The sequence below is a fragment of the Streptomyces sp. NPDC055013 genome, assembly GCF_053608645.1.
In genome coordinates this window covers 330,151-348,301 of the sequence record NZ_JBSGVW010000005.1, presented here as the reverse complement: position 1 = coordinate 348,301, position 18,151 = coordinate 330,151, and the positions used below count along the sequence as shown (strand labels likewise).

Annotated in this window: 18 protein-coding genes and 1 pseudogene; 9 read left to right on the top strand and 10 right to left on the bottom strand. The window is 69.7% G+C overall.

Going from position 1 to position 18,151, the window contains the following annotated elements; all coding sequences use genetic code 11:
- Window positions 1–2: 2 nt before the first annotated feature.
- Complete coding sequence (locus tag ACWGDB_RS09690) at window positions 3–362, bottom strand: SsgA family sporulation/cell division regulator (RefSeq protein WP_383606306.1); 360 nt, start codon at window positions 360–362, stop codon at window positions 3–5.
- Window positions 363–528: 166 nt separating this feature from the next.
- Here ACWGDB_RS09690 and ACWGDB_RS09685 point away from each other — a divergent pair, with 166 nt between their 5' ends.
- The 7 genes from ACWGDB_RS09685 to ACWGDB_RS09655 all read left to right on the top strand — a co-directional run bounded on the left by ACWGDB_RS09685 (window position 529) and on the right by ACWGDB_RS09655 (window position 5,473).
- Window positions 529–1,587, top strand: a complete 1,059-nt coding sequence (locus tag ACWGDB_RS09685; protein ID WP_453821930.1) for an energy-coupling factor ABC transporter permease — start codon at window positions 529–531, stop codon at window positions 1,585–1,587.
- Window positions 1,588–1,589: 2 nt separating this feature from the next.
- A complete protein-coding gene (cbiQ, locus tag ACWGDB_RS09680) occupies window positions 1,590–2,351 on the top strand; it encodes a cobalt ECF transporter T component CbiQ (RefSeq protein ID WP_453821929.1) in 762 nt (253 codons plus the stop codon).
- Entirely contained in the window at window positions 2,339–3,100 is a 762-nt protein-coding gene (locus ACWGDB_RS09675) for an energy-coupling factor ABC transporter ATP-binding protein (protein ID WP_369271595.1), read from the top strand. Before cbiQ ends, ACWGDB_RS09675 begins: the two co-directional genes overlap by 13 nt.
- The gene (locus ACWGDB_RS09670) at window positions 3,097–3,558 is read left to right on the top strand and encodes a MarR family winged helix-turn-helix transcriptional regulator (protein WP_453821928.1); all 462 of its coding nucleotides are present in this window, start codon (window positions 3,097–3,099) and stop codon (window positions 3,556–3,558) included. The genes ACWGDB_RS09675 and ACWGDB_RS09670 overlap by 4 nt, the downstream gene beginning before the upstream one ends.
- A gap of 122 nt (window positions 3,559–3,680) precedes the next feature.
- Entirely contained in the window at window positions 3,681–4,130 is a 450-nt protein-coding gene (locus tag ACWGDB_RS09665) for an organic hydroperoxide resistance protein (RefSeq protein WP_453821927.1), read from the top strand.
- 66 nt (window positions 4,131–4,196) lie between these two features.
- Entirely contained in the window at window positions 4,197–4,703 is a 507-nt protein-coding gene (locus ACWGDB_RS09660) for a YbaK/EbsC family protein (protein ID WP_453821926.1), read from the top strand.
- Window positions 4,700–5,473: an EamA family transporter gene (locus tag ACWGDB_RS09655; RefSeq protein ID WP_453821925.1), complete on the top strand. Its 774-nt coding sequence runs from the start codon at window positions 4,700–4,702 to the stop codon at window positions 5,471–5,473. The genes ACWGDB_RS09660 and ACWGDB_RS09655 overlap by 4 nt, the downstream gene beginning before the upstream one ends.
- Window positions 5,474–5,612: 139 nt before the next feature.
- Here the strand turns inward: ACWGDB_RS09655 and ACWGDB_RS09650 are convergent, their stop codons facing one another.
- The 3 genes from ACWGDB_RS09650 to ACWGDB_RS09640 form a co-directional block, all read right to left on the bottom strand.
- Window positions 5,613–8,708 (bottom strand): tetratricopeptide repeat protein, encoded by a 3,096-nt coding sequence (locus tag ACWGDB_RS09650; protein ID WP_453821924.1) that lies wholly within the window; start codon window positions 8,706–8,708, stop codon window positions 5,613–5,615.
- 52 nt (window positions 8,709–8,760) lie between these two features.
- Window positions 8,761–9,078 (bottom strand): trypco2 family protein, encoded by a 318-nt coding sequence (locus ACWGDB_RS09645; RefSeq protein ID WP_453821923.1) that lies wholly within the window; start codon window positions 9,076–9,078, stop codon window positions 8,761–8,763.
- Between the two features lie 363 nt (window positions 9,079–9,441).
- Window positions 9,442–10,104 carry a hypothetical protein gene (locus ACWGDB_RS09640; protein WP_453821922.1) on the bottom strand — a complete coding sequence of 221 codons (663 nt, stop codon included), beginning with the start codon at window positions 10,102–10,104 and terminating at the stop codon, window positions 9,442–9,444.
- Window positions 10,105–10,255: 151 nt separating this feature from the next.
- Between ACWGDB_RS09640 and ACWGDB_RS09635 the strand changes: the two are divergent.
- A pseudogene (locus tag ACWGDB_RS09635) lies at window positions 10,256–10,378 on the top strand (EamA family transporter); the annotation flags it as partial.
- 45 nt (window positions 10,379–10,423) lie between these two features.
- Here ACWGDB_RS09635 and ACWGDB_RS09630 read toward each other — a convergent pair.
- The 3 genes from ACWGDB_RS09630 to ACWGDB_RS09620 all read right to left on the bottom strand — a co-directional run bounded on the left by ACWGDB_RS09630 (window position 10,424) and on the right by ACWGDB_RS09620 (window position 13,081).
- Window positions 10,424–10,699, bottom strand: coding sequence for a hypothetical protein (locus ACWGDB_RS09630; protein WP_453821921.1), 276 nt, complete (start codon window positions 10,697–10,699; stop codon window positions 10,424–10,426).
- Window positions 10,700–10,785: 86 nt separating this feature from the next.
- Window positions 10,786–11,550 (bottom strand): class I SAM-dependent methyltransferase, encoded by a 765-nt coding sequence (locus ACWGDB_RS09625; RefSeq protein WP_453821920.1) that lies wholly within the window; start codon window positions 11,548–11,550, stop codon window positions 10,786–10,788.
- 19 nt (window positions 11,551–11,569) lie between these two features.
- On the bottom strand, window positions 11,570–13,081 hold the full coding sequence (locus ACWGDB_RS09620) for a metallophosphoesterase (RefSeq protein WP_453821919.1): 1,512 nt from the start codon (window positions 13,079–13,081) through the stop codon (window positions 11,570–11,572).
- A 296-nt stretch (window positions 13,082–13,377) separates the two neighbouring features.
- On the opposite strand from ACWGDB_RS09620, the gene ACWGDB_RS09615 reads away from it, so the two are divergent.
- On the top strand, window positions 13,378–13,653 hold the full coding sequence (locus ACWGDB_RS09615; RefSeq protein WP_383606336.1) for a DUF1876 domain-containing protein: 276 nt from the start codon (window positions 13,378–13,380) through the stop codon (window positions 13,651–13,653).
- Between the two features lie 44 nt (window positions 13,654–13,697).
- On the opposite strand, the gene ACWGDB_RS09610 is transcribed toward ACWGDB_RS09615, so the two are convergent.
- From ACWGDB_RS09610 to ACWGDB_RS09600, 3 genes are all read right to left on the bottom strand, one after another.
- Window positions 13,698–14,855 (bottom strand): serine hydrolase domain-containing protein, encoded by a 1,158-nt coding sequence (locus ACWGDB_RS09610; protein WP_453821918.1) that lies wholly within the window; start codon window positions 14,853–14,855, stop codon window positions 13,698–13,700.
- A 255-nt stretch (window positions 14,856–15,110) separates the two neighbouring features.
- The gene (locus tag ACWGDB_RS09605; protein WP_453821917.1) at window positions 15,111–17,360 is read right to left on the bottom strand and encodes an MMPL family transporter; all 2,250 of its coding nucleotides are present in this window, start codon (window positions 17,358–17,360) and stop codon (window positions 15,111–15,113) included.
- A gap of 102 nt (window positions 17,361–17,462) precedes the next feature.
- The gene (locus ACWGDB_RS09600; protein WP_453821916.1) at window positions 17,463–18,062 is read right to left on the bottom strand and encodes a TetR/AcrR family transcriptional regulator; all 600 of its coding nucleotides are present in this window, start codon (window positions 18,060–18,062) and stop codon (window positions 17,463–17,465) included.
- Window positions 18,063–18,151: the final 89 nt, after the last annotated feature.

Sequence of the window (18,151 nt, the reverse complement as noted above, 5' to 3'; positions counted from 1 at the left end):
ACTCAGTGCGGGACGGGCGCCTCGGCGGCCAGATAGGTCCGCCGCAGGAAGCGCATCAACGCCTTCGTCTCGAACTGCACCACCGACACCCCCTGCGCGGAGTGGATCTCCACCACGGCCTGGACGCGACCGCACGGCCACACCCGGACGTCTCCGGAGCTGGCCGGTGCGCGCAGGCCCTCTTCGAGGAGTTCCCGCGCGAAGCTCCACTCGTGCGGGCCGGGCAGGCGCATCCGGACAACACGCGGGTCGGCGTCCGGGTCGTACCGGAGAACGACCGGAATCGCGCCTCGCTCGTCCAGCACCTGGACGTCGGTGTCGGTGACGATGTGGGCTCGGGCGTACTGCTCCACTACGGACATCGGACGACCCCTTACCGTGCGTCACCTGAGCGGAAACTGTGCATCCGCTTCCCATCCAATGTCCCATATTTCCTGGTTTACACCCTGCGGAGCGCCTTATCTCGTGTTTACAACAGAGAGAGACACGCTCTTGCAAACTGTTCGCATCAAGCCACACCATCGAAGGGTGCACGTACCTGACGGATTCATAGACGCCCCGACCTCCGCCGTGACCGGAGTGGTCGCCGCCGCCGCTGTCGCCGTGAGCCTGCGTGGCGCACGCCGTGAACTCGACGAGCGGACGGCCCCGTTGGCCGGCCTGGTGGCCGCCTTCATCTTCGCCGTGCAGATGCTCAACTTCCCCGTAGCCGCCGGAACCAGTGGCCATCTACTCGGCGGCGCCCTGGCCGCGATCCTCGTCGGCCCCTATACCGGCGTGCTGTGCATCTCCGTGGTCCTGCTGATGCAGGGCGTCCTCTTCGCCGACGGCGGCCTCACCGCGCTCGGCGTGAACATCACCAACATGGCCATCGTGGGCGTCGTCGTGGCCTACGCGGTCTTCCGCGCCCTGGTGAAGGTGCTGCCGAAGACCCGGCGGTCGGTCACCGCGGCCACCTTCGTCGCCGCGCTGGTGTCCGTGCCGGTCGCCGCTCTCGCGTTCACGCTGCTGTTCTGGATCGGCGGCACCACCGACGTCTCGATCGCCAAGGTCGCCGCGGCGATGGGCGGCGTCCACCTCCTGATCGGCATCGGCGAGGCGGCGATCACCGCGCTGACGGTCGGCGCCGTCATCGCCGTACGGCCGGACCTCGTGTACGGCGCTCGTGACCTGCGTCAGCCGCTGAAGCTGCGGGTCGGCGACGAGCTCGTGGACGCTCCCGCGCCCGAGGCCGCGGAGCCGGTCGCGGCCCGCACCTCCCACCGCACCGTGTGGATCAGCGGTCTGGTCGCCTCCCTCGTCCTGGCCGGATTCGTCAGCTTCTACGCCTCCGCCAGCCCCGACGGTCTGGAGCGGGTCGCCGAGGACAAGGGGTTCATCGACTCCGCCGAGGAGCACGCCAACGCCGACTCCCCGCTCGCCGACTACGGCGTCAAGGACGTCGACGACGCCCGTCTGTCCGGCGGTCTCGCGGGCGTGATCGGGGTCGGTGTGACCGTGGTCGCGGGCACCGGCATCTTCTGGGCGGTACGCCGGCGTCGTACGGACGAAGCGGCTGACACGTCGCCCACGAGCACCAGCGTCTGACCATGGGCGCCGGGCACGCGCACAGGCTCTACCGGCACGGGCACTCGCCCGTGCACGGCCTGCCGCCGCACACCAAGCTCGCCGCGACGTTCGCGTTCGTGGTGGTCGTGGTGTCGACGCCCCGGGAGGCGATGTGGGCGTTCGGCCTGTACGCCGTACTGCTCGCGGTCGTCGCCGGTGTGGCGCGCGTGCCCGCCGGGTTTCTGCTCAAGCGGCTGCTGATCGAGGTGCCGTTCGTCGCGTTCGCCGTGCTGCTGCCGTTCGTGGCGGAGGGCGAACAGGTCGAGGTGCTGGGCATGTCGCTGAGCGTCAGCGGACTGTGGGGTGCCTGGAACGTGCTCGCGAAGGGCACCCTGGGCGTCGCCGCCTCCGTACTCCTCGCCTCCACCACCGAGCTGCGCGAACTTCTGCTGGGCCTGCAACGGCTGAAACTCCCGCCCCTTCTCGTGCAGATCGCGTCCTTCATGATCCGCTACGGCGATGTCATCGCCGACGAGATGCGGCGGATGCGCATCGCACGGGAGTCGCGCGGCTTCGAGGCGAAGGGCGTGCGGCACTGGGGCGTGCTCGCGAAGTCGGCGGGCGCGCTGTTCATCCGCTCCTACGAACGTGGCGAGCGCGTACATCTGGCCATGATCAGCCGGGGGTACGCCGGGTCGATGCCGGTGATCGACGAGGTGACCGCGTCCAGGGCACAGTGGTCGTACGCCCTCACGCTGCCCTTCACCGCCCTGGTCGTCTGCGTGTTGGGATGGGCCCTGTGAGTACTGCTTCCCTGGAGGTCTCCGGCCTCGCCTTCGCCTACCCCGACGGCCACCAGGCCCTGTTCGGGGTGGACTTCACCATCGCCCGCGGCGAGCGGGTCGCGCTGCTCGGCCCGAACGGCGCCGGCAAGACGACCCTCGTCCTGCACCTCAACGGCATTCTGACCGGCGGCACCGGCAGCGTGAAGGTCGCCGGACTGCCCGTCGGCAAGCAGCACATGGCCGAGATCCGGCGCCGGGTCGGGATCGTCTTCCAGGACCCGGACGACCAGCTCTTCATGCCGACGGTCCGTGAGGACGTGGCCTTCGGGCCTGCGGCGGCCGGGCTGAAGGGGCCGGAGCTGGAGGAGCGCGTCGACCGGGCGCTGGAGCGGGTCGGCATGGCGGAGTTCAAGGACCGTCCACCGCACCACCTCTCCTTCGGCCAGCGGCGCCGGGTCGCGGTCGCGACCGTCCTGGCGATGGAGCCGGAGATACTCGTCCTGGACGAGCCCTCCTCCAACCTCGACCCCGCCTCCCGCCGCGAACTGGCCGACATCCTGCGCTCGTTGGACGTCACCGTCCTGATGGTCACGCACGACCTGCCGTACGCCCTGGAGCTGTGCCCGCGTTCGCTGATCCTGAGCGAGGGCGTGATCGCGGCGGACGGGAAGACGGCCGAACTCCTCGCGGACGACGAGCTGATGCGCGCCCATCGCCTCGAGCTGCCGTTCGGATTCGACCCGCGGTCCGTGACAATGGGCGCGTGACGCATCAAGAGGACGCGGGCTCGCTGTCCCTGGACGACCAGCTCTGCTTCGCCCTGTACGCCGCCCAGCGGGCGGTGACGGCCGCCTACCGCCCGCTCCTCGACGAACTCGGCCTCACCTACCCGCAGTACCTCGTGCTGCTGGTCCTGTGGGAGCGGGGCGAGACGACGGTGAAGGAGCTGGCCGCCGCGCTGCGGCTCGACTACGGCACCGTCTCCCCCCTGCTGAAGCGGCTGGAGACGGCCGGCCTGGTACGACGCGAGCGGTCGGCGCGCGACGAGCGGTCCGTGCTCGTGGCCGTCACCGATCGCGGGGAGGAGCTGCGGGAGCGCGCGAAGTGCGTGCCCGGCTCACTGCTCACCGCGACGGGGCTCGACGCGGCGGGAGTCGCGCGCCTGCGCGAGGAGCTGTGGCAGCTCGCGCACCGAGCGCACCCCAGCGCGGACCCCGCCCCCTGAACTCGGGTTACCCCCGGTTCCTACCCCCTGGTAACGGCGACCGGCGTACCGGCCAGTACCTTGTGCACAATGTACTTGTGCGCGCCTTTTCCGAGGCGCGCTGTCTGGGGGGAGGGCCAACCATGACCGACGAGGGCACCGTCGTCGACACCCGTCCGACGAAGATCATGTACGTCGCCGAGGCCACCGCGCACGGCGGCCGGGACGGCTATGTCACCAGCCAGGACGGCCAGATCGAGCTCAAGGTCGCGATGCCCCCGGAACTGGGCGGCGACGGCAACGGCACCAACCCCGAGCAGCTGTTCGCCGCCGGCTACAGCACCTGCTTCCACAACGCGCTCATCCTCGTCGGCAACCGCGAGGGCTACGACCTCACCGGCTCCACGGTCGCCGCGAAGGTCGGCATCGGCCCCAACAAGCAGCGCGGCTACGGCCTGGCGGTCGCCCTCAGCGTCTCCCTGCCGGTACTGGACGCGGGTCTCGCCGCCAAGCTGGTGGACGCGGCGCACGAGATCTGCCCGTACTCCAACGCCACCCGCGGCAACATCGACGTCACGATCCTGCTCGGCTGAGGTCCCGCTCTCTCAGCACCCGGAATTGATTCGTGGCACACATATCCGACGGCTAGCCTGCCGGGCATGACGTCCTCGGAAGCATCGGAATCACATGCCCACCCACGTTTCGCCGAGGCTCTGCACGAGCTCGGGCTGAGCGATCTGAACGCCCGGATGCGCCGGTTCCCGGACGCGACCCGTACCGCGGCCGAGGCCGCCGCCGCCATCGGGTGCGAGCTCAGCGAGATCTGCAAGTCGCTGATCTTCGCGGCGGACGGGGTCCCCGTGCTGGTCCTGATGGACGGGGCGTCCCGGGTCGACCTGGACCTCGTGCGGAAGGAACTCGGCGCCGAGAAGGTCACCCGGGCCAAGGTCGACGTCGTACGGGAGACCACCGGGTACGCCATCGGGGGCGTACCGCCCTTCGGGCACCGCACGAAGACGCGCGTGCTCGCCGATCGGTCGCTGCTGGGGCACGACGTCGTCTGGGCCGCCGCCGGGAACCCGCACGTGGTCTTCCCCATGGCGCCCATGGACCTGGTCGCCCATGCCGGCGCCACCCTGGTGGACGTGCGCGAGCAGATTTCGTGACCCCGCTGGTCACGGCCGCCGTCCTGCTCGCGGCCGTCACGCACGCCGGCTGGAACGCCATCGCCCACAAGATCACCGACAAGCTGGTGGGGTTCACGCTCATCGCCGGCGGCGGGGTGGTGATCGGGCTGGCCCTCATGCCCTTCGGGGCGTTTCCGGCGGCCGAGGCGTGGCCGTATCTGCTCGCCTCCGCCCTCGTCCACATCGTCTATTTCGCGCTGCTCATGAAGTCCTTCCGGCTGGGCGACTTCGGGCAGGCCTACCCCCTCGCACGCGGCACCGCGCCGCTGGTGGTCGCCGTACTGGCGGCCGTGTTCGCGCACGAGGTGCCGAACGGCTGGGCTGCGGCCGGCATCGCCCTGTCCTGCGCGGGACTGACCGGCGTCGCCCTGTGGGGGCTGCGCGGGCGCCGGCCCAACTGGGCCGCGATCGGGGCCGCGCTGGCGACCGGGCTGAGCATCGCGGCGTACACCGTCATCGACGGTCTGGGCGTACGGGCCTCCGGGTCGTCCCTCGGTTACATCGCCTGGCTGATGGTGGTCGAGGGGCTCGTCATCCCGGCGTACGCCCTGTGGCGCTGGCGCGGAGAGACGGTCGCCGTGCTGCGGCCGTTCGCGGCGCTGGGACTGCTCGGTGCCGCGCTGTCCGTCACCGCGTACGCGCTGGTCCTGTGGGCGCAGACGAAGGCCGAACTGGCGCCGATCGCCGCCCTGCGGGAGTCCTCTGTCAAGTCCCGTTCACGCGGCAATAACCTCGCTGTTCAGCGGTAGGGATGAGGCGACCTGTCGGCGACCCTCGTGTTGGTCACCCGCAGGCCTGCGCCGGTTGATCGAGCACCTGGGGGAGCCGGTTTGGCGCATCGAGGTTGGCGCTGAATGAAACGAGAGTCTTGCTCGCTGTTGGTGCAGGTCAGGCGCGGGTCGACTTCGCATAGGTGAGATTGCGGCTGACAATACGGGTCGTGGGATGGTCTTCGCCCAAGATCCGAAGGCAATCGGCCAGGGTCTGTTCGTACAGCGGGATCGCCCGGTCGTCGCCCGCTGCCCGGTAGGCGCCTGCGAGGTTGTTGCGGGAGGTGAGGGTGTCGGGGTGGTCGTCGCCCAGGACGCGTACGCGGTCGGTCAGGTTCTTTTCGTGGAGCGGGATGGCGCGTCCGAGGTCGCCCGCTGAGTCGTAGGCGCTTGCGAGGTTGTTGCGGGAGGTGAGGGTGGAGGGGTGGTCCTCGCCCAGGACCCGTACGTAGTCGGTCAGGTTCTTTTCGTAGAGCGGGATGGCGCGTCCGAGGTCGCCCGCTGAGTCGTAGGCGCCTGCGAGGTTGTTGCGGGAGGTGAGCGTGGAGGGGTGGTCCTCGCCCAGGACCCGTACGGAGTGGGTCAGGTTTTTCTCGTGGAGCGGGATCGCCCGGTCGTCGCCCGCTGCCTGGTAGGCGCCTGCCAGGTTGTTGCGGGAGCTGAGTGTGTCGGGGTGGTCCTCGCCCAGGACCCGTACGGAGTCGGTCAGGTTCTTTTCGTAGAGCGGGATGGCGCGTCCGAGGTCGCCCGTTGTCCGGTAAACGCCTGCGAGGTTGTTGCGGGAGGTGAGCGTGGAGGGGTGGTCCTCGCCCAGGACCCGTACGGAGTCGGTCAGGTTCTTTTCGTAGAGCGGGATGGCGCGTCCGAGGTCGCCCGCTGCCTGGTAGGCGTACGCGAGGTTGTTGCGGGAGGCGAGCGTGTCGGGGTCGTTCTCGCCTTGGACCCGTACGCGGTCGGTCAGGTTCTTTTCGTAGAGCGGAATGGCGCGTCCGAGGTCGCCCGCTGACTCGTAGGCGCCTGCGAGGTTGTTGCGGGAGGTGAGCGTAGAGGGGTGGTCCTCGCCTTGGACCCGTACGCGGTCGGTCAGGTTCTTTTCGTAGAGCGGAATGGCGCGTCCGAGATCGCCCGCTGACTCGTAGGCGTACGCGAGGTTGTTGCGGGAGGTGAGCGTGGAGGGGTGGCCGGGGCCGTTGAGGCGGGTGGACGCCTCTAGGGAGCGCTTCTTGTAGGCGACGGCCTGGGCAATTTGGCCTTGGCCTTGCAGATAGACGCCGGTGGCGGTGAGGACGAAGTCGGTGTCTTCGGTGTCGTCCGCGAGGTCGGCGGTGAGGAGGGCTTCAGCGTGAGGGAGCAGAGTGCGCCAGGCGGGCCATCCGGCCACGTTCGTGTCTGGTTGGTCTGGCAGTGCGGTGAGCAGGAGGGCGGTGGCGCGGTGGCGGGCTGTGGTGATGGTGTCGTGGGTGCGGTGGGGGTCGGTGTCATCTGTCGTGGCGGTGTCTGAGGTACGGGCGACGGACTGGATGAGGCGATGGATGCTGAGGGTGTCGGCGTCCAGGGTGATCATGTTGTAGGCGGCGAGCTGGCTGAGGGCTTGGGCGTAGTTGACGGGGTTGTCGGTCATGGGGGCGAGCAGGTCGCGGGGGATGGCGGTGGGGGCGTACCAGGCGGCGGTGCGCAGGATGTCGACGGCTAGGGGGGTGTCGTGGTGGAGGGTGTCGAGGGTGATGCGCCAGATGCGTGCCATGGTGCGCTTCGGGTCGCGGCCGGCGGGCGGGGTGCTGGTGGTCTTGGCTGGGTGCTGGCGGAGTAGATCCCGGTAGGTGTTAACGGAGATATGACTCTGGGCGATGAAGACGCCGGCTTGTTCCAGGGCGAGGGGGAGGTGGCCGAGGTCGTCGGCGAGTTGACGGGCGTGGTGTCGGCTGTCAGGGTCGGTCAGCCCGGTGAGCTCGGTGAGGAGGTCGAGTGAGGCCTCGGGGGTGAAGAGAGGAAGGGCGAGGGGATCACTGGGCCAGCCGTCGGTGAAGCGGCTGGTGATCAGGTGGCGTCCGGCGTGGTGGAGCTGGCCGAGCAGTCGGCGGGTTGTGTCGGGGTGTTCTGCATTGTCGAGGATTAGTAGCCAGCCTGGGTGGGTCTGGAGCCATCCGACAGCCCAGTCGGCGTCCTCGGCGGTGGTGCGGCCGGTGGCACCGCCGTGGATGCGGGTGGTGAGGCTGGCGAGGTCGGTGATGATCTGTTCTGGGGTGTCGGCGTGAATCCACCACACCAGTTGGTAGGAGTTCCGGTGGATGTGGGCGTACTGCAGGGCCAGTGTGGTCTTGCCGACACCGCCGAGTCCTTGGACGGTCTGCGTGATTGCTTTGGAATTCTGTTCCATGGCGGCGGCGAGGGTGGCGAGGGCTTCTTCCCTGCCGACGAAGACTCTGGTGGGCAGGTCGGGAAGATTGTGTAGCCCCAGGGGCGCGTCCACGTCGTAAGCGCCCACTGGGTGGTCGTCGCTGGCGGAGGTGGTGATGTCTTCCAGGGCTAGTGGGTTGCGTGCGGCTTTGATGGTCGTGGTGAAGCCAGGGCGTGCGGCGAGGGTGGCTAGGGGAACGGCGATGAGTTGGTTGCCCGGGTAGTTCGTGGCGCGGTCGGTGGTCAGGACCCCGGTCAGCAGGTTTCCGCAGAAGAGTGCGGCTCCGGAGGCCCCGGACCAGGGCGACGGCGCGTTGGCCGTGTTGGGGGTGGCGACCTGGTCGATGTGTGCGGTGATCAGGCCGGACTTCAGGCCGCTTAACGTCTCAATGTGCCCGCTGATCTGCTTGGTGTCGCGCTTTCCGTCCCGCTGCTCGGCCTCCGGAAACCCCACCGCGACACAGGCCACCCGTGCCCCGACGGCACCAGGTAGCGGCAGGTGCCCCCAACGCACCGCCGTGGCAGAGACGGGGGGCTGCCGCGCCGCGTCGGTGATCAGAAGCAGGGCGGCATCGGTGTGCGGATCCTGCTCAATGTCGGGCGGTTGCTCCGGCCACAGCACCTCGGCTGCCATCCACGCGGTTGGCGATTCCCCGTACACAGCGAGCCGCCGTACCTCCACCGCCCGCGCGGAGGTGGAGCCCGCGTGCTGGATGTTGTGGTAGGCCGTCAGAACCAAATGATCCGCGATGAGATAGCCGCTTGCGGCGATCTGGCCTGCCGGATCCCAGACCTCCATAACCCGCTGCACGTCCACGCATGGACCCCCGTTCTCTGCATCTCACCAAGCGGGTGCCAGTCGGGGCGCGTTACTGGGGACGCTGCGGGCTTCGGGCGCCGATGTTCTGGTCCTGGCCGTGCTCGTCGACTGGCTGCAAGGTGATCCTCAGGCGGGATGTGGTGCCGGCCATGTAACCAGCTTTCGCCTCGGCGCTGGCGCTCCAGGGCAGGATGGACACCTTGGCGCCGGCCTGGGCGTCCTTCTTGACGTCCACCGCGAACTCCATCTCCACTGGCCCGGTGCGGAACTGGACCGTGTGTCCGTGGCCCGCCGTCATGGCCTGCTCCAACTCGGCCCGGATCGCGCTGATGGCCTCGGACAGTCCCGCCCACGGTTCCTGCGGCATGAGTGGCTCCCCCTGCTCTGCTGAGGTGACGTCAGGCGGGCAGCGTAGCGGCTACCGACCGGCGAAATGCCCCGGAATGACGAACTGCCTGACTCTCAGGGTCCAACCGCCATGACCGGCGGCGCAACCGGCGCAGCCGCCCCTACATGACGACGCCCGGACACGGACTTCGAGGTTGCCGCAAACTTGGGGCGTGCACTCTTCGCCGGAGCCGTGCGACGCGCACACGCGACGCTGCGCGACCCCTCGGTCAACTCCTGTTCATGCGGTAATCGTTCCGCTGCTCAGGAGCGCTTGGCCGCCCTTGCCCCGGCCGTGGTCCCGAGGGCGCGTTCGTGAGCCTTCAGACCGGGCAGGCCCTGGCTAGGACGCATCTGGTGGGAGGCTACTGAGATCCAGCACATCGGCTGCCGCGGGGGGCTGGATGTCCAAGCGCTCGTTGAAACCGCTGAACTTCATGATGCGGCGGTGGTGGGCTGTCTGGTAGTCGAGCCTCAGAAGGTACGGCTTGCCCTCGGCGGCCACGTAGAAGGTGTAGGTGCCTTCATCGAGGTCGCTGTCCTGCACTTTCACCGGGATGACCGGCTTGCCGTCGAGTACGGTCGGCTTGCTCTTCGTCGCCTCACCCGACGGGTCGAACGGCCACGCGCAGTCAGCCAGGTCGTCCGCCCCCATCGCGGCGCTTACGGGGCTCTTGAGCCAGGGCTTGTCCCGCATCGCGGGGACCGTCTCCCTCCCCCACATCTCGAGGTAGACGTCATTGGGATGAATGTAGTCCGTTTCGCCGATCCGGATCTGCTCCATCTCAGAGCCGGACGACGTGGTCGCCTTCAACGTGCATCTGCTCTTGAGATCGGTCGTCCATCGGCTGGAATACTCGTTCAACTTGGTGGTGATGTCGGTGACCATGGCCACCGACGAGAGCCCCTTCATGGTGCGGGTGGCGTCGCCCACCAGTTCTTCGGCTGAGCGCGGGTCGGCCGTGTCACCGGCGTCTGCACAACCGACTGCGACGATGCCCATCAACAGGCACAGCGCAGCGGCGTTGGCTCTCGTTCGCACACTCCCCCCTCGGATGCAGGGCACAAACGGTACCGGAACGATGATCTACCTGGCCACAGCAGTGAGGGGGACGTCGCGAACACCCTTCGGGCGACGAAAGCTGTCCGGCAGCGTCACGTCCATCATCGTGGGGGCCGCGATAGGGGCGGTGTTCTTCAAGGAGCGGTTCGGGGCGCCGCGGATCGCGGCGGCCGCGCTGCTGGTCGTGGGCATCGGACTGATGCTGCACACGGGTTAGGTGAAAGCCCCGGCCATGGGCCGGGGCTCCACACCGGTCGGACGGTCAGCCGCCGAAGGCGCTGTTGTTGCAGCCCATCGTCGAGCCGAGGTGCGTGCTCTGGCTGCCCGAGTTGCCCTCGCCGTTGAGGCCGTTGCCCAGCACGCCGTTGAGCAGACCGACGACGCCGAGGATGTCGATGTTCAGGTCGTGGGACTTGCACTGGGTGCTCTGCTGAACCTTGTACTGGTCCCCGCCGTCGGCGTGGGCCGCGCCGGCACCCAGGAACCCGACCGTGCTCAGGGCGGCGACCAGGACGGCGGCCTTACGAAGCTTCTGCATGTCATCTCCGGTGGAGTGAGGTGGATGCAATGCGTGAAGGGATGACCCCTTACGATTAAGGGAGATTAAGTAAGAAATGCCCCAAATCATCCTGCGGCGCGCCGAGTTTCGAGATCTTGCGCCAGAAGTGCGGCGTCCTGGGCGAGCACCGGCTTGCCCACCCGGAATGCGAACTGCCCGCAATAAGTGAGCTTCCGCAGGTTCACCAGGGCCGTCCTGCGGCGGCCGTGCCGCGCCCACTGGTCGATCTCGGAGTTGAGCGGGGACTGCTCGTCCCAGTAACGGCTGTACTCCGGCGGCCTGCCGAGGTAGCTGCGCATGATCAGCGCCACCCCGTCGAGCGAGGGCCGGATCTCCTCCAGCGCGAGCCCCGCCTCCTCGACCAGCCTCCGGAAGCCGTACGGCGTGTAGTTCCACAGGCTGAAGGAGTGGTACGGCTCGAACTGGGAGGTCGATCCGATGAAGCAGCCGCCGGGCGCCAGCACGCGGGCGATCTCCGCGAGCAGTTCGCGCGGGTGGGCGACGTGTTCGAAGACCTGGTGCGAGTAGATCAGCGGGACCGAGTCGCAGGCGAGCGGGAGACGGACGCCGTCGTAGTGCACCACCGGGTCACCGCCGGGCGTGCGCTGGCCCGCCTCCGGTGAGTCCCGGATGTCGATCCCGACCCACCGCACCTCGGGGTCGTGCTTGCGGAACAGCGCGGCCGACGTGCCGCGTCCGCACCCGAGGTCGACGACCAGCCCGGGCGCGCCGGGGGCGCCCATCACCTCGTCGACGTAATACCGCGAGGTGACCTGACGGGCGTGGTCGTCGGGGATGCAGTCCCGCATGAGGTCCCAGAGGGTCGCCATGCTCCGATGCTACGGACACTCACCGTTGCCCGCGATTCACGCTCCGTGAGAGCCCTGAGAGCGGTGTGACGCCCGAGAGGTCGTGTGCCGCGACGCTGTTGCGGTCGGTGACCGAGCGGCCCAGCGCGTGATGCGGCCACAGGCCCGCGGCCACCCGGCGGCTGCGCTCGCTCCACTGCCGGGCCGCCAGGTCGCCGGCCTTGTAGTGGTTGAGCGCGTAGCCGCCGGAGTGGATGCGCAGCAGGGTGAAGCCGCCGGGGTACTCCTTGGCGGCGGCGACCTCCTGCTGGGTGACGTGCGGGGCACGCACCAGCACGGTGCGCTTGTTGCGGTGGGTGTGGCCCGCGTGGTGGAGGAATACGCCGGGCGCGGATGCGTAGGCGTCGACGACGGTGCGGGCCTGGCGGCGTTCCAGGCACTGGCCGCGGGTCACCGGGAAGACGGAGTCCCGCACGGTCAGCGGATGGTGGCCGAACACCACCGTCGGCTGGTCCGGCGCCGCCCTCAACCCGGCCTGGAACCAGGCCAGTTGCTCAGGGCCGAGGCCGCCCGCGTCGGCGCCGTTGCCGGTCTTGACGTAGGTGTCGAGGCCGACGATCCGCAGCCCGCCGAGATCACGGGCGAAGTATCCGGGTCCGTCGCTGCCCGTCAGGCCCGGGAAGGCGGCGAGGAAGGTGGAGTTGTCGAGAGACCGGTCGTGGTTGCCGCGTACGACGAAGTAGTCCTGCCCGTGGGTGCCGAAGCCGTCCAGGATCCGCCGGGCCTCGCCCAGGTCGTGCGCCGCGCCGCCGGCCGAGATGTCGCCCCCGGCCAGCAGCAGGTCCGCCCCGCGCCGCCGGGCCTCCTCGACCAGGGCGCGGCTCATCAGCTCCGGATACGGTGCGCGTCCCGGCTGCTGCGGCACCCCGCGCAGCAGGGGCAGGCCGCCGACCAGGCCGGCGGTGGTCTCGCCGAGGTGCAGGTCGTTGCAGAGCGCGATGGACAGCAGGTGCCGGCCGGGCGGGGGCTGCGGGGTGGTGAAGGAGTACGGCCCGCCGCTCGCGCCGAACCCGAACGTCGACGTGCCCACCGCGTTGCCGCGCACCAGATGCAGGGGCGTGGGTGTGGCGGTCACGCCTCGTGAGCGGGCCTGGTAGTAGTACGTCTGCCCCGGCTCCAGGTCCGTGAGCTCGACCTGGTGGTGGGCGGTCGGCAGGTCGACGGACGCGGTGCGGTTGAGCCGGGAGGGGTGGGTGCCGTAGACGACCTCGCCCTCGGTGATCGCGGGGAGCGGGTGGCCCAGGCCGTCGTCGGTGCCGGGGATGCCGGTGTACCAGGTGATGACGGCGCTGTCCTCGGTGAGGGTGACCAGTTCGAGGTTGACGGCGGCCAGGGCATCGGGGTGGTGCGAGCGGGCCCGCTGCATGGCGGCGGAGGCCGAGCGCAGCAGGGCGGGGGCGAGGCGGGCACCGGAGCGCAGCACCTCGCAGGGGCCGGGGAAGGCCGACAGTGCCGCGAGAGCGGGGAGGTGGGCGGAGAAGCAGCAGCGCATGTCCTCGATATGGCCCTGTGCGGTTAACGGGGGAGGTGGCGGTGACGGCGGGGCCAGGTCCGGCGCACGACAACTCCATGGAACGCGACATCTCCATGGAAGCAGGGTGAAGCCGGTCCCCGAAGCGGATGTGCCGAGTCTCACTGATCCCGAGTTGCGCTCTTTGCACCCCGGCGTCCCCTCCGGCACCAGGCGCCCCATACCGGCCGGGCGGCGTGAGGAGTTCGCTGACCTCGGCTATGCGGCGGCACCCTCCGAGGCGCACCCTGGAAGCAGAGATTCCGGAGGTGATCGTCATGTTGCACACCACTGTGGGATGGCACGTCGAGATGGAGTTCCAGGAGGACGAGACCCACACGAGGGCGGTCGCGATGGTGCGGCTCCCCGACGGCAGCGAGGTACGCGCCCACGGCCACGCCACACGGCACCACACGGACTCGAATCAGCCACGCGTCGGCGAGGAGATCGCCGCCGCCCGTGCGCTGAACGAGCTCGCGATGCAGATGCTCACCAAAGCGCACAGTGAGATCGACCAGGCGTCGGGGCGTACGTCCCACCCCATCCACGTCTGAACCGCACGCCGCGCGATCACCGCACGCCGGGCGCGCCCCGCCGGCTAGGCGAGCGCCGCCCGCACCGCCCGTATCAACGCCTGCGCCCTCGGGTCCGCCGTCACCGTCTTGCGGAAGCCGTTCGTCACATAGCCGAAGGCGATCCCCGTCTCCGGGTCGGCGAAGCCGAGGGCGCCGCCGCGGCCCGGGTGGCCGAAGGAGCCCGGACCCAGCAGCGGGGACGCGCTGCCGTGCAGCATGTAGCCCAGACCGAAACGGGTGTTGACCACCAGGACGCGGTCCTGCCCCGCCGACTCCTCGGCCCGCGCGAGCTCCACCGTCGCCGGGTCGAGGAGCCGTACCCCGTCGACCTCGCCGATGAGCGCGGCGTAGAAGCGGGCCAGTGCGTCGGCCGTCGCGATGCCGTTCGTCGCTGGGAGGGCGGCGGCACGGTAGGCGGGGTCGTTCTGATCGGGGAAGGGGGTGATCGCGGCGAAGGCGCGGCGCGTGAGGGAGGCCGGATCCTGATAGGCCTCGGTGACCGAACGCTTCGGACGTGCGCGGAGCCCGCCCGCGGGCTCGGGTCCCTCGACCCGGCCCGTACGGCCCACGCGGCCCGCCTCGGACTCGGGCAGCCCGAGCCACAGGTCCAGGCCGAGCGGACCGGCGACCTCCGCCGCGAGCCACTCGCCGGCCCACCGCCCGGTCACCCGGCGCACCAGCTCGTCCAGCAGCCAGCCGTACGTCAGCGCGTGATAGCCGTGATCGGTGCCCGGCACCCACGCGGGCGCCTGAGCGGCCACCGCCTCGGGTCCGCGGTGCGGGTCCAGCGCCTCCTCGGGTGTGAGCGGGCGGTCGAGCACCGGGAGCCCGGCGCGGTGGTTCAGCACATGCCGGACCAGCAGCCACTCCTTGCCGTGCGCCTTGAACTCCGGCCAGTACTCGCCCACCGGCGCGTCCAGGTCCAGCTGCCCGCGCTGCCGCAGGATCAGGGGTACGGCGGCGGCGACGCCCTTGGTCGCCGAGCGCACGACCTGCGCGGTGCCGTGCTGCCACGGCTGCGTGCCGTCGATGTCCTTCGTGCCGGCCCACAGGTCGACGATCTTGCGCCCGTCCCGGTACACGGCGACGGCCGCGCCGCGCTCCCCGAGGGTGCCGAAGTTCCGTATGAACGCCTCCCTGACCGGCTCGAAGCCCTCGGCCACTGTGCCGTTCACGTCCACGCCCGTGCTCCCCTGCGACTGTCTCGTTCCGTGGCCGGCCGGCTTCGCCGTGCGGCCGGCCCGTGCGCCTACGACAGTCATCCCAACACGGGTGCGGGGCCTTCGATTCCGTTGTGTGGCCGACGTCTCGGCCGCTCGGGCCGGTCGAGAGGCCGCAGTTCGGACACAGGAAGAAGCCGGTGAGGGCAACCCGTCCCCACGGAGCCCTCACCGGCCGGCCTGTCACTTCAAGGGTGGTACCTCAGCGGCGGCCCGTCAGGCGCGCACCAGCGCCCGGTCCTCGTCGGGGTCCTCGGACCCCTTCGCCTCGGCGTCCGTGCGCAGGCCCTCGCCCTCCACGTCCACGTTCGGCAGGGCACGGTCCAGCCACTTCGGGAGCCACCAGGCCTTCTTGCCGAGCAGGGCCAGGACCGCCGGGACGATGGCCATCCGGACGACGAAGGCGTCGAAGAACACCGCGATCGCCAGGCCGAAGCCGATCATCTTGACCATGGACTCGCTGGAGCCGATGAAGCCCGCGAACACCGCCATCATGATCACCGCGGCCGCCGAGACCACCCGGGCGCCGTACTTGAACCCGGTCACCACCGCCTGGCTCGGCTTCTCGCCGTGGACGTACGCCTCGCGCATCCGCGTCACGAGGAACACCTCGTAGTCCATCGCCAGGCCGAAGACCACGCCGACCATGAAGATCGGCATCATGGACATCACCGGGCCGGTCTCCTCCACGCCCAGGAGGCCCGCGAACCAGCCCCACTGGAAGACCGCGACCACCGCGCCCAGCGCCGCCATCACGCTCAGCAGGAAGCCGAGCGCCGCCTTCAGCGGGACCAGGATCGAACGGAAGACCACGATCAGGAGGAGGAAGGCGAGGCCGACCACGAGCGCCAGATACGGCAGCAGCGCGTCGTTCAGCTTCTCCGAGACGTCGATGTTCATCGCCGTGCTGCCGGTGACCAGCACGGTCGCGTCCGTGTCGGCCTTCACCTCCGCACCCTTGTCGCGGATGGCGTGGACCAGGTCCTCGGTCGTGACGGACGACGGCTTGGCGTCCGGGATCACCGTGATCGTCGCCGTGTCGCCCGCCTTGTTGGGCGTCGCCGGTGTCACCGCCACGACGTTCTTGATGCCCTTGATGTCGTCGCCGACCTGCTTGAAGGCGGCGTCCGGGTCACCGCTGCCCTGGGCGTCGACCACCACCATCAACGGGCCGTTGAAGCCGGGCCCGAAGCCGTCGGACAGCAGGTCGTACGCACGCCGCTGCGTGGTGGACGTCGGCTGCGACCCGTCGTCGCCCAGACCGAGTTCGAGGGAACTCGCGGGGATCGCCGCGGCGCCGAGGCCCACGACACCCAGCAGGAGGATGGCGATCGGACGGCGGACGACGAAGCTGGCCCAGCGGGTGCCCAGGTTCGGCTTGGCCGGCCTGCCCGCCCCGCTGCCGGAGGCCGCCTTCTTCTCGGCCCGCCTGCCGCCCAGCCACCGGCTCTTCTTCCCGGCGGGCTGCACCTTCTTGCCGGCGTACCCGAGCAGGGCCGGGATCATCGTCAGCGCGATCAGTACCGCGATCACGACCGTGCCGGCCGCCGCGATGCCCATCTTCGTCAGCATCGGGATGTTGACGACCGACAGGCCGACCAGCGCGATGACCACCGTCAGACCGGCGAAGACCACCGCCGAGCCCGCGGTGCCGACGGCCCGGCCGGCCGCCTCCTCGCGCTCGCGGCCCTCGGCCAGTTCGGCGCGGTAGCGGGAGACGATGAACAGGGCGTAGTCGATGCCGACCGCCAGGCCGATCATCATCGCCAGCGTCGAGGTCGTGGAGCCCAGCTCCAGCGTGCTCGCCAGCGCCGTGATCGTCGAGATGCCGATGCCGACACCGATCAGGGCGGTCAGCAGCGGGAGCCCGGCCGCGATGAGCGAGCCGAAGGTGATGACGAGGACGACCGCGGCGACACCGATACCGATGATCTCCGTGGCGCCGGTGTGCGGCACCGTCTGGAGCGCGTCACCGCCGATCTCCACGGTCAGCCCGGCGTCCCGCGCGTCCTGCGCGGCGTCCTCCAGGGCGTCGCGCGAGGAGTCCTGCAGTTCCATGCCGGAGACGTCGTACTTCACCGACGCGTACGCGACCGTGCCGTCCTTGCTGACGGCCTGGGCGGTGTACGGGTCGGCGACGGAGGCCACCTCGGAGCCGTCGGACAGCTCCTTGACGGTGTCCTCGACGGTCGCCTTGTTGCTGGCGTCCGTCATTTTCTGCCCGTCCGGCGCCTTGAAGACGACCCGGGCGGTGGCGCCGTCGGCGCTCATGCCTGGGAAGCGCTGTTCCAGCAGGTCGAAGGCCTTCTGTGCCTCGGTGCCGGGGATCGAGAAGGACGTCGTGCCCGCGGCGGGCGCGCTGGCCGCACCCACACCGGCGAGGGTGAGCAGCGCGACCCATATGAGCGCGACGAAATGCCGTCGCCTGAAGGCGAGCCGGCCGAGTTTGTAGAGGAACGTGGCCACGAGGGCGTCTCCCGGTCAGGTCGTGGATTGGTGCGTGGGCAGGGGTCATCAGCCCGACGACGTGAGCGGTTACGTCAGGTGGAGGGCTTGCTCAGGGGACTGTCAGGGGGTGGGCGCGCCGAGGGCGGGGAGGACCACGGCGTCGATGTACGACATGAGGAAGGCCTGCGTCGGCGGCTGGTCGTCGATCAGGGTGCGGGTGGCGAACGCGCCGACGAGCATGTGCACCACGTACTCCAGCGCGGGGCAGTCGGCACGGATCTCGCCGCGGTCGACGGCCCGCTGGACCACCCGGTCGAACTCCGCCATCTCCGGCTCGATGAGCAGTTCCTTGAAGGCCCTCAGCAGGTCGGGGTTGGCGTGCACCGCCATGAACAGACCCCGCATCAGCGCGGCGTTCTGCTGCATGTGGCAGTCGTCCTCGCGTGCCGTGAGAGCGTGGAGGTCGCCCCGCAGGGACCCGGTGTCGACGTCGGCGATGTTGCCCGGCTTGTTGTGCCGGATCGCCTTCGCCACCAGCTCCGGCTTGCCGCCCCACTGGCGGTAGAGCGTCGCCTTGCTGGACCGGGTGCGGGCCGCCACGGCGTCCATGGTGAGGGCGTCGTAGCCGACCTCCCGGAGCAGGTCGAGCACGGCCTCGTACAACTCGGCCTCGCGCTCAGGGGTGATCCGACTGCGACGTGCCGTTGCCGCCTCGGTCACGGTCCTCACCTCCCACTCCGAACGACACGGTTTCGTACACCTAGAAGGTACCTCACCCAGCGAGCGAAACGAAACGGTTTCGTTCGTGC

Bases quoted from the DNA above. Each gene is read 5' to 3' on its own strand.
- ACWGDB_RS09615 (WP_383606336.1), top strand. From the start codon at position 13,378: ATGTTGCACACCACTGTGGGATGGCACGTCGAGATGGAGTTCCAGGAG.
- ACWGDB_RS09630 (WP_453821921.1), bottom strand. From the start codon at position 10,699: ATGCAGAAGCTTCGTAAGGCCGCCGTCCTGGTCGCCGCCCTGAGCACG.
- ACWGDB_RS09660 (WP_453821926.1), top strand. From the start codon at position 4,197: ATGACGTCCTCGGAAGCATCGGAATCACATGCCCACCCACGTTTCGCC.
- ACWGDB_RS09690 (WP_383606306.1), bottom strand. From the start codon at position 362: ATGTCCGTAGTGGAGCAGTACGCCCGAGCCCACATCGTCACCGACACC.
- ACWGDB_RS09645 (WP_453821923.1), bottom strand. From the start codon at position 9,078: ATGCCGCAGGAACCGTGGGCGGGACTGTCCGAGGCCATCAGCGCGATC.
- ACWGDB_RS09675 (WP_369271595.1), top strand. From the start codon at position 2,339: ATGGGCCCTGTGAGTACTGCTTCCCTGGAGGTCTCCGGCCTCGCCTTC.
- cbiQ (WP_453821929.1), top strand. From the start codon at position 1,590: ATGGGCGCCGGGCACGCGCACAGGCTCTACCGGCACGGGCACTCGCCC.
- ACWGDB_RS09620 (WP_453821919.1), bottom strand. From the start codon at position 13,081: ATGCGCTGCTGCTTCTCCGCCCACCTCCCCGCTCTCGCGGCACTGTCG.
- ACWGDB_RS09625 (WP_453821920.1), bottom strand. From the start codon at position 11,550: ATGGCGACCCTCTGGGACCTCATGCGGGACTGCATCCCCGACGACCAC.
- ACWGDB_RS09665 (WP_453821927.1), top strand. From the start codon at position 3,681: ATGACCGACGAGGGCACCGTCGTCGACACCCGTCCGACGAAGATCATG.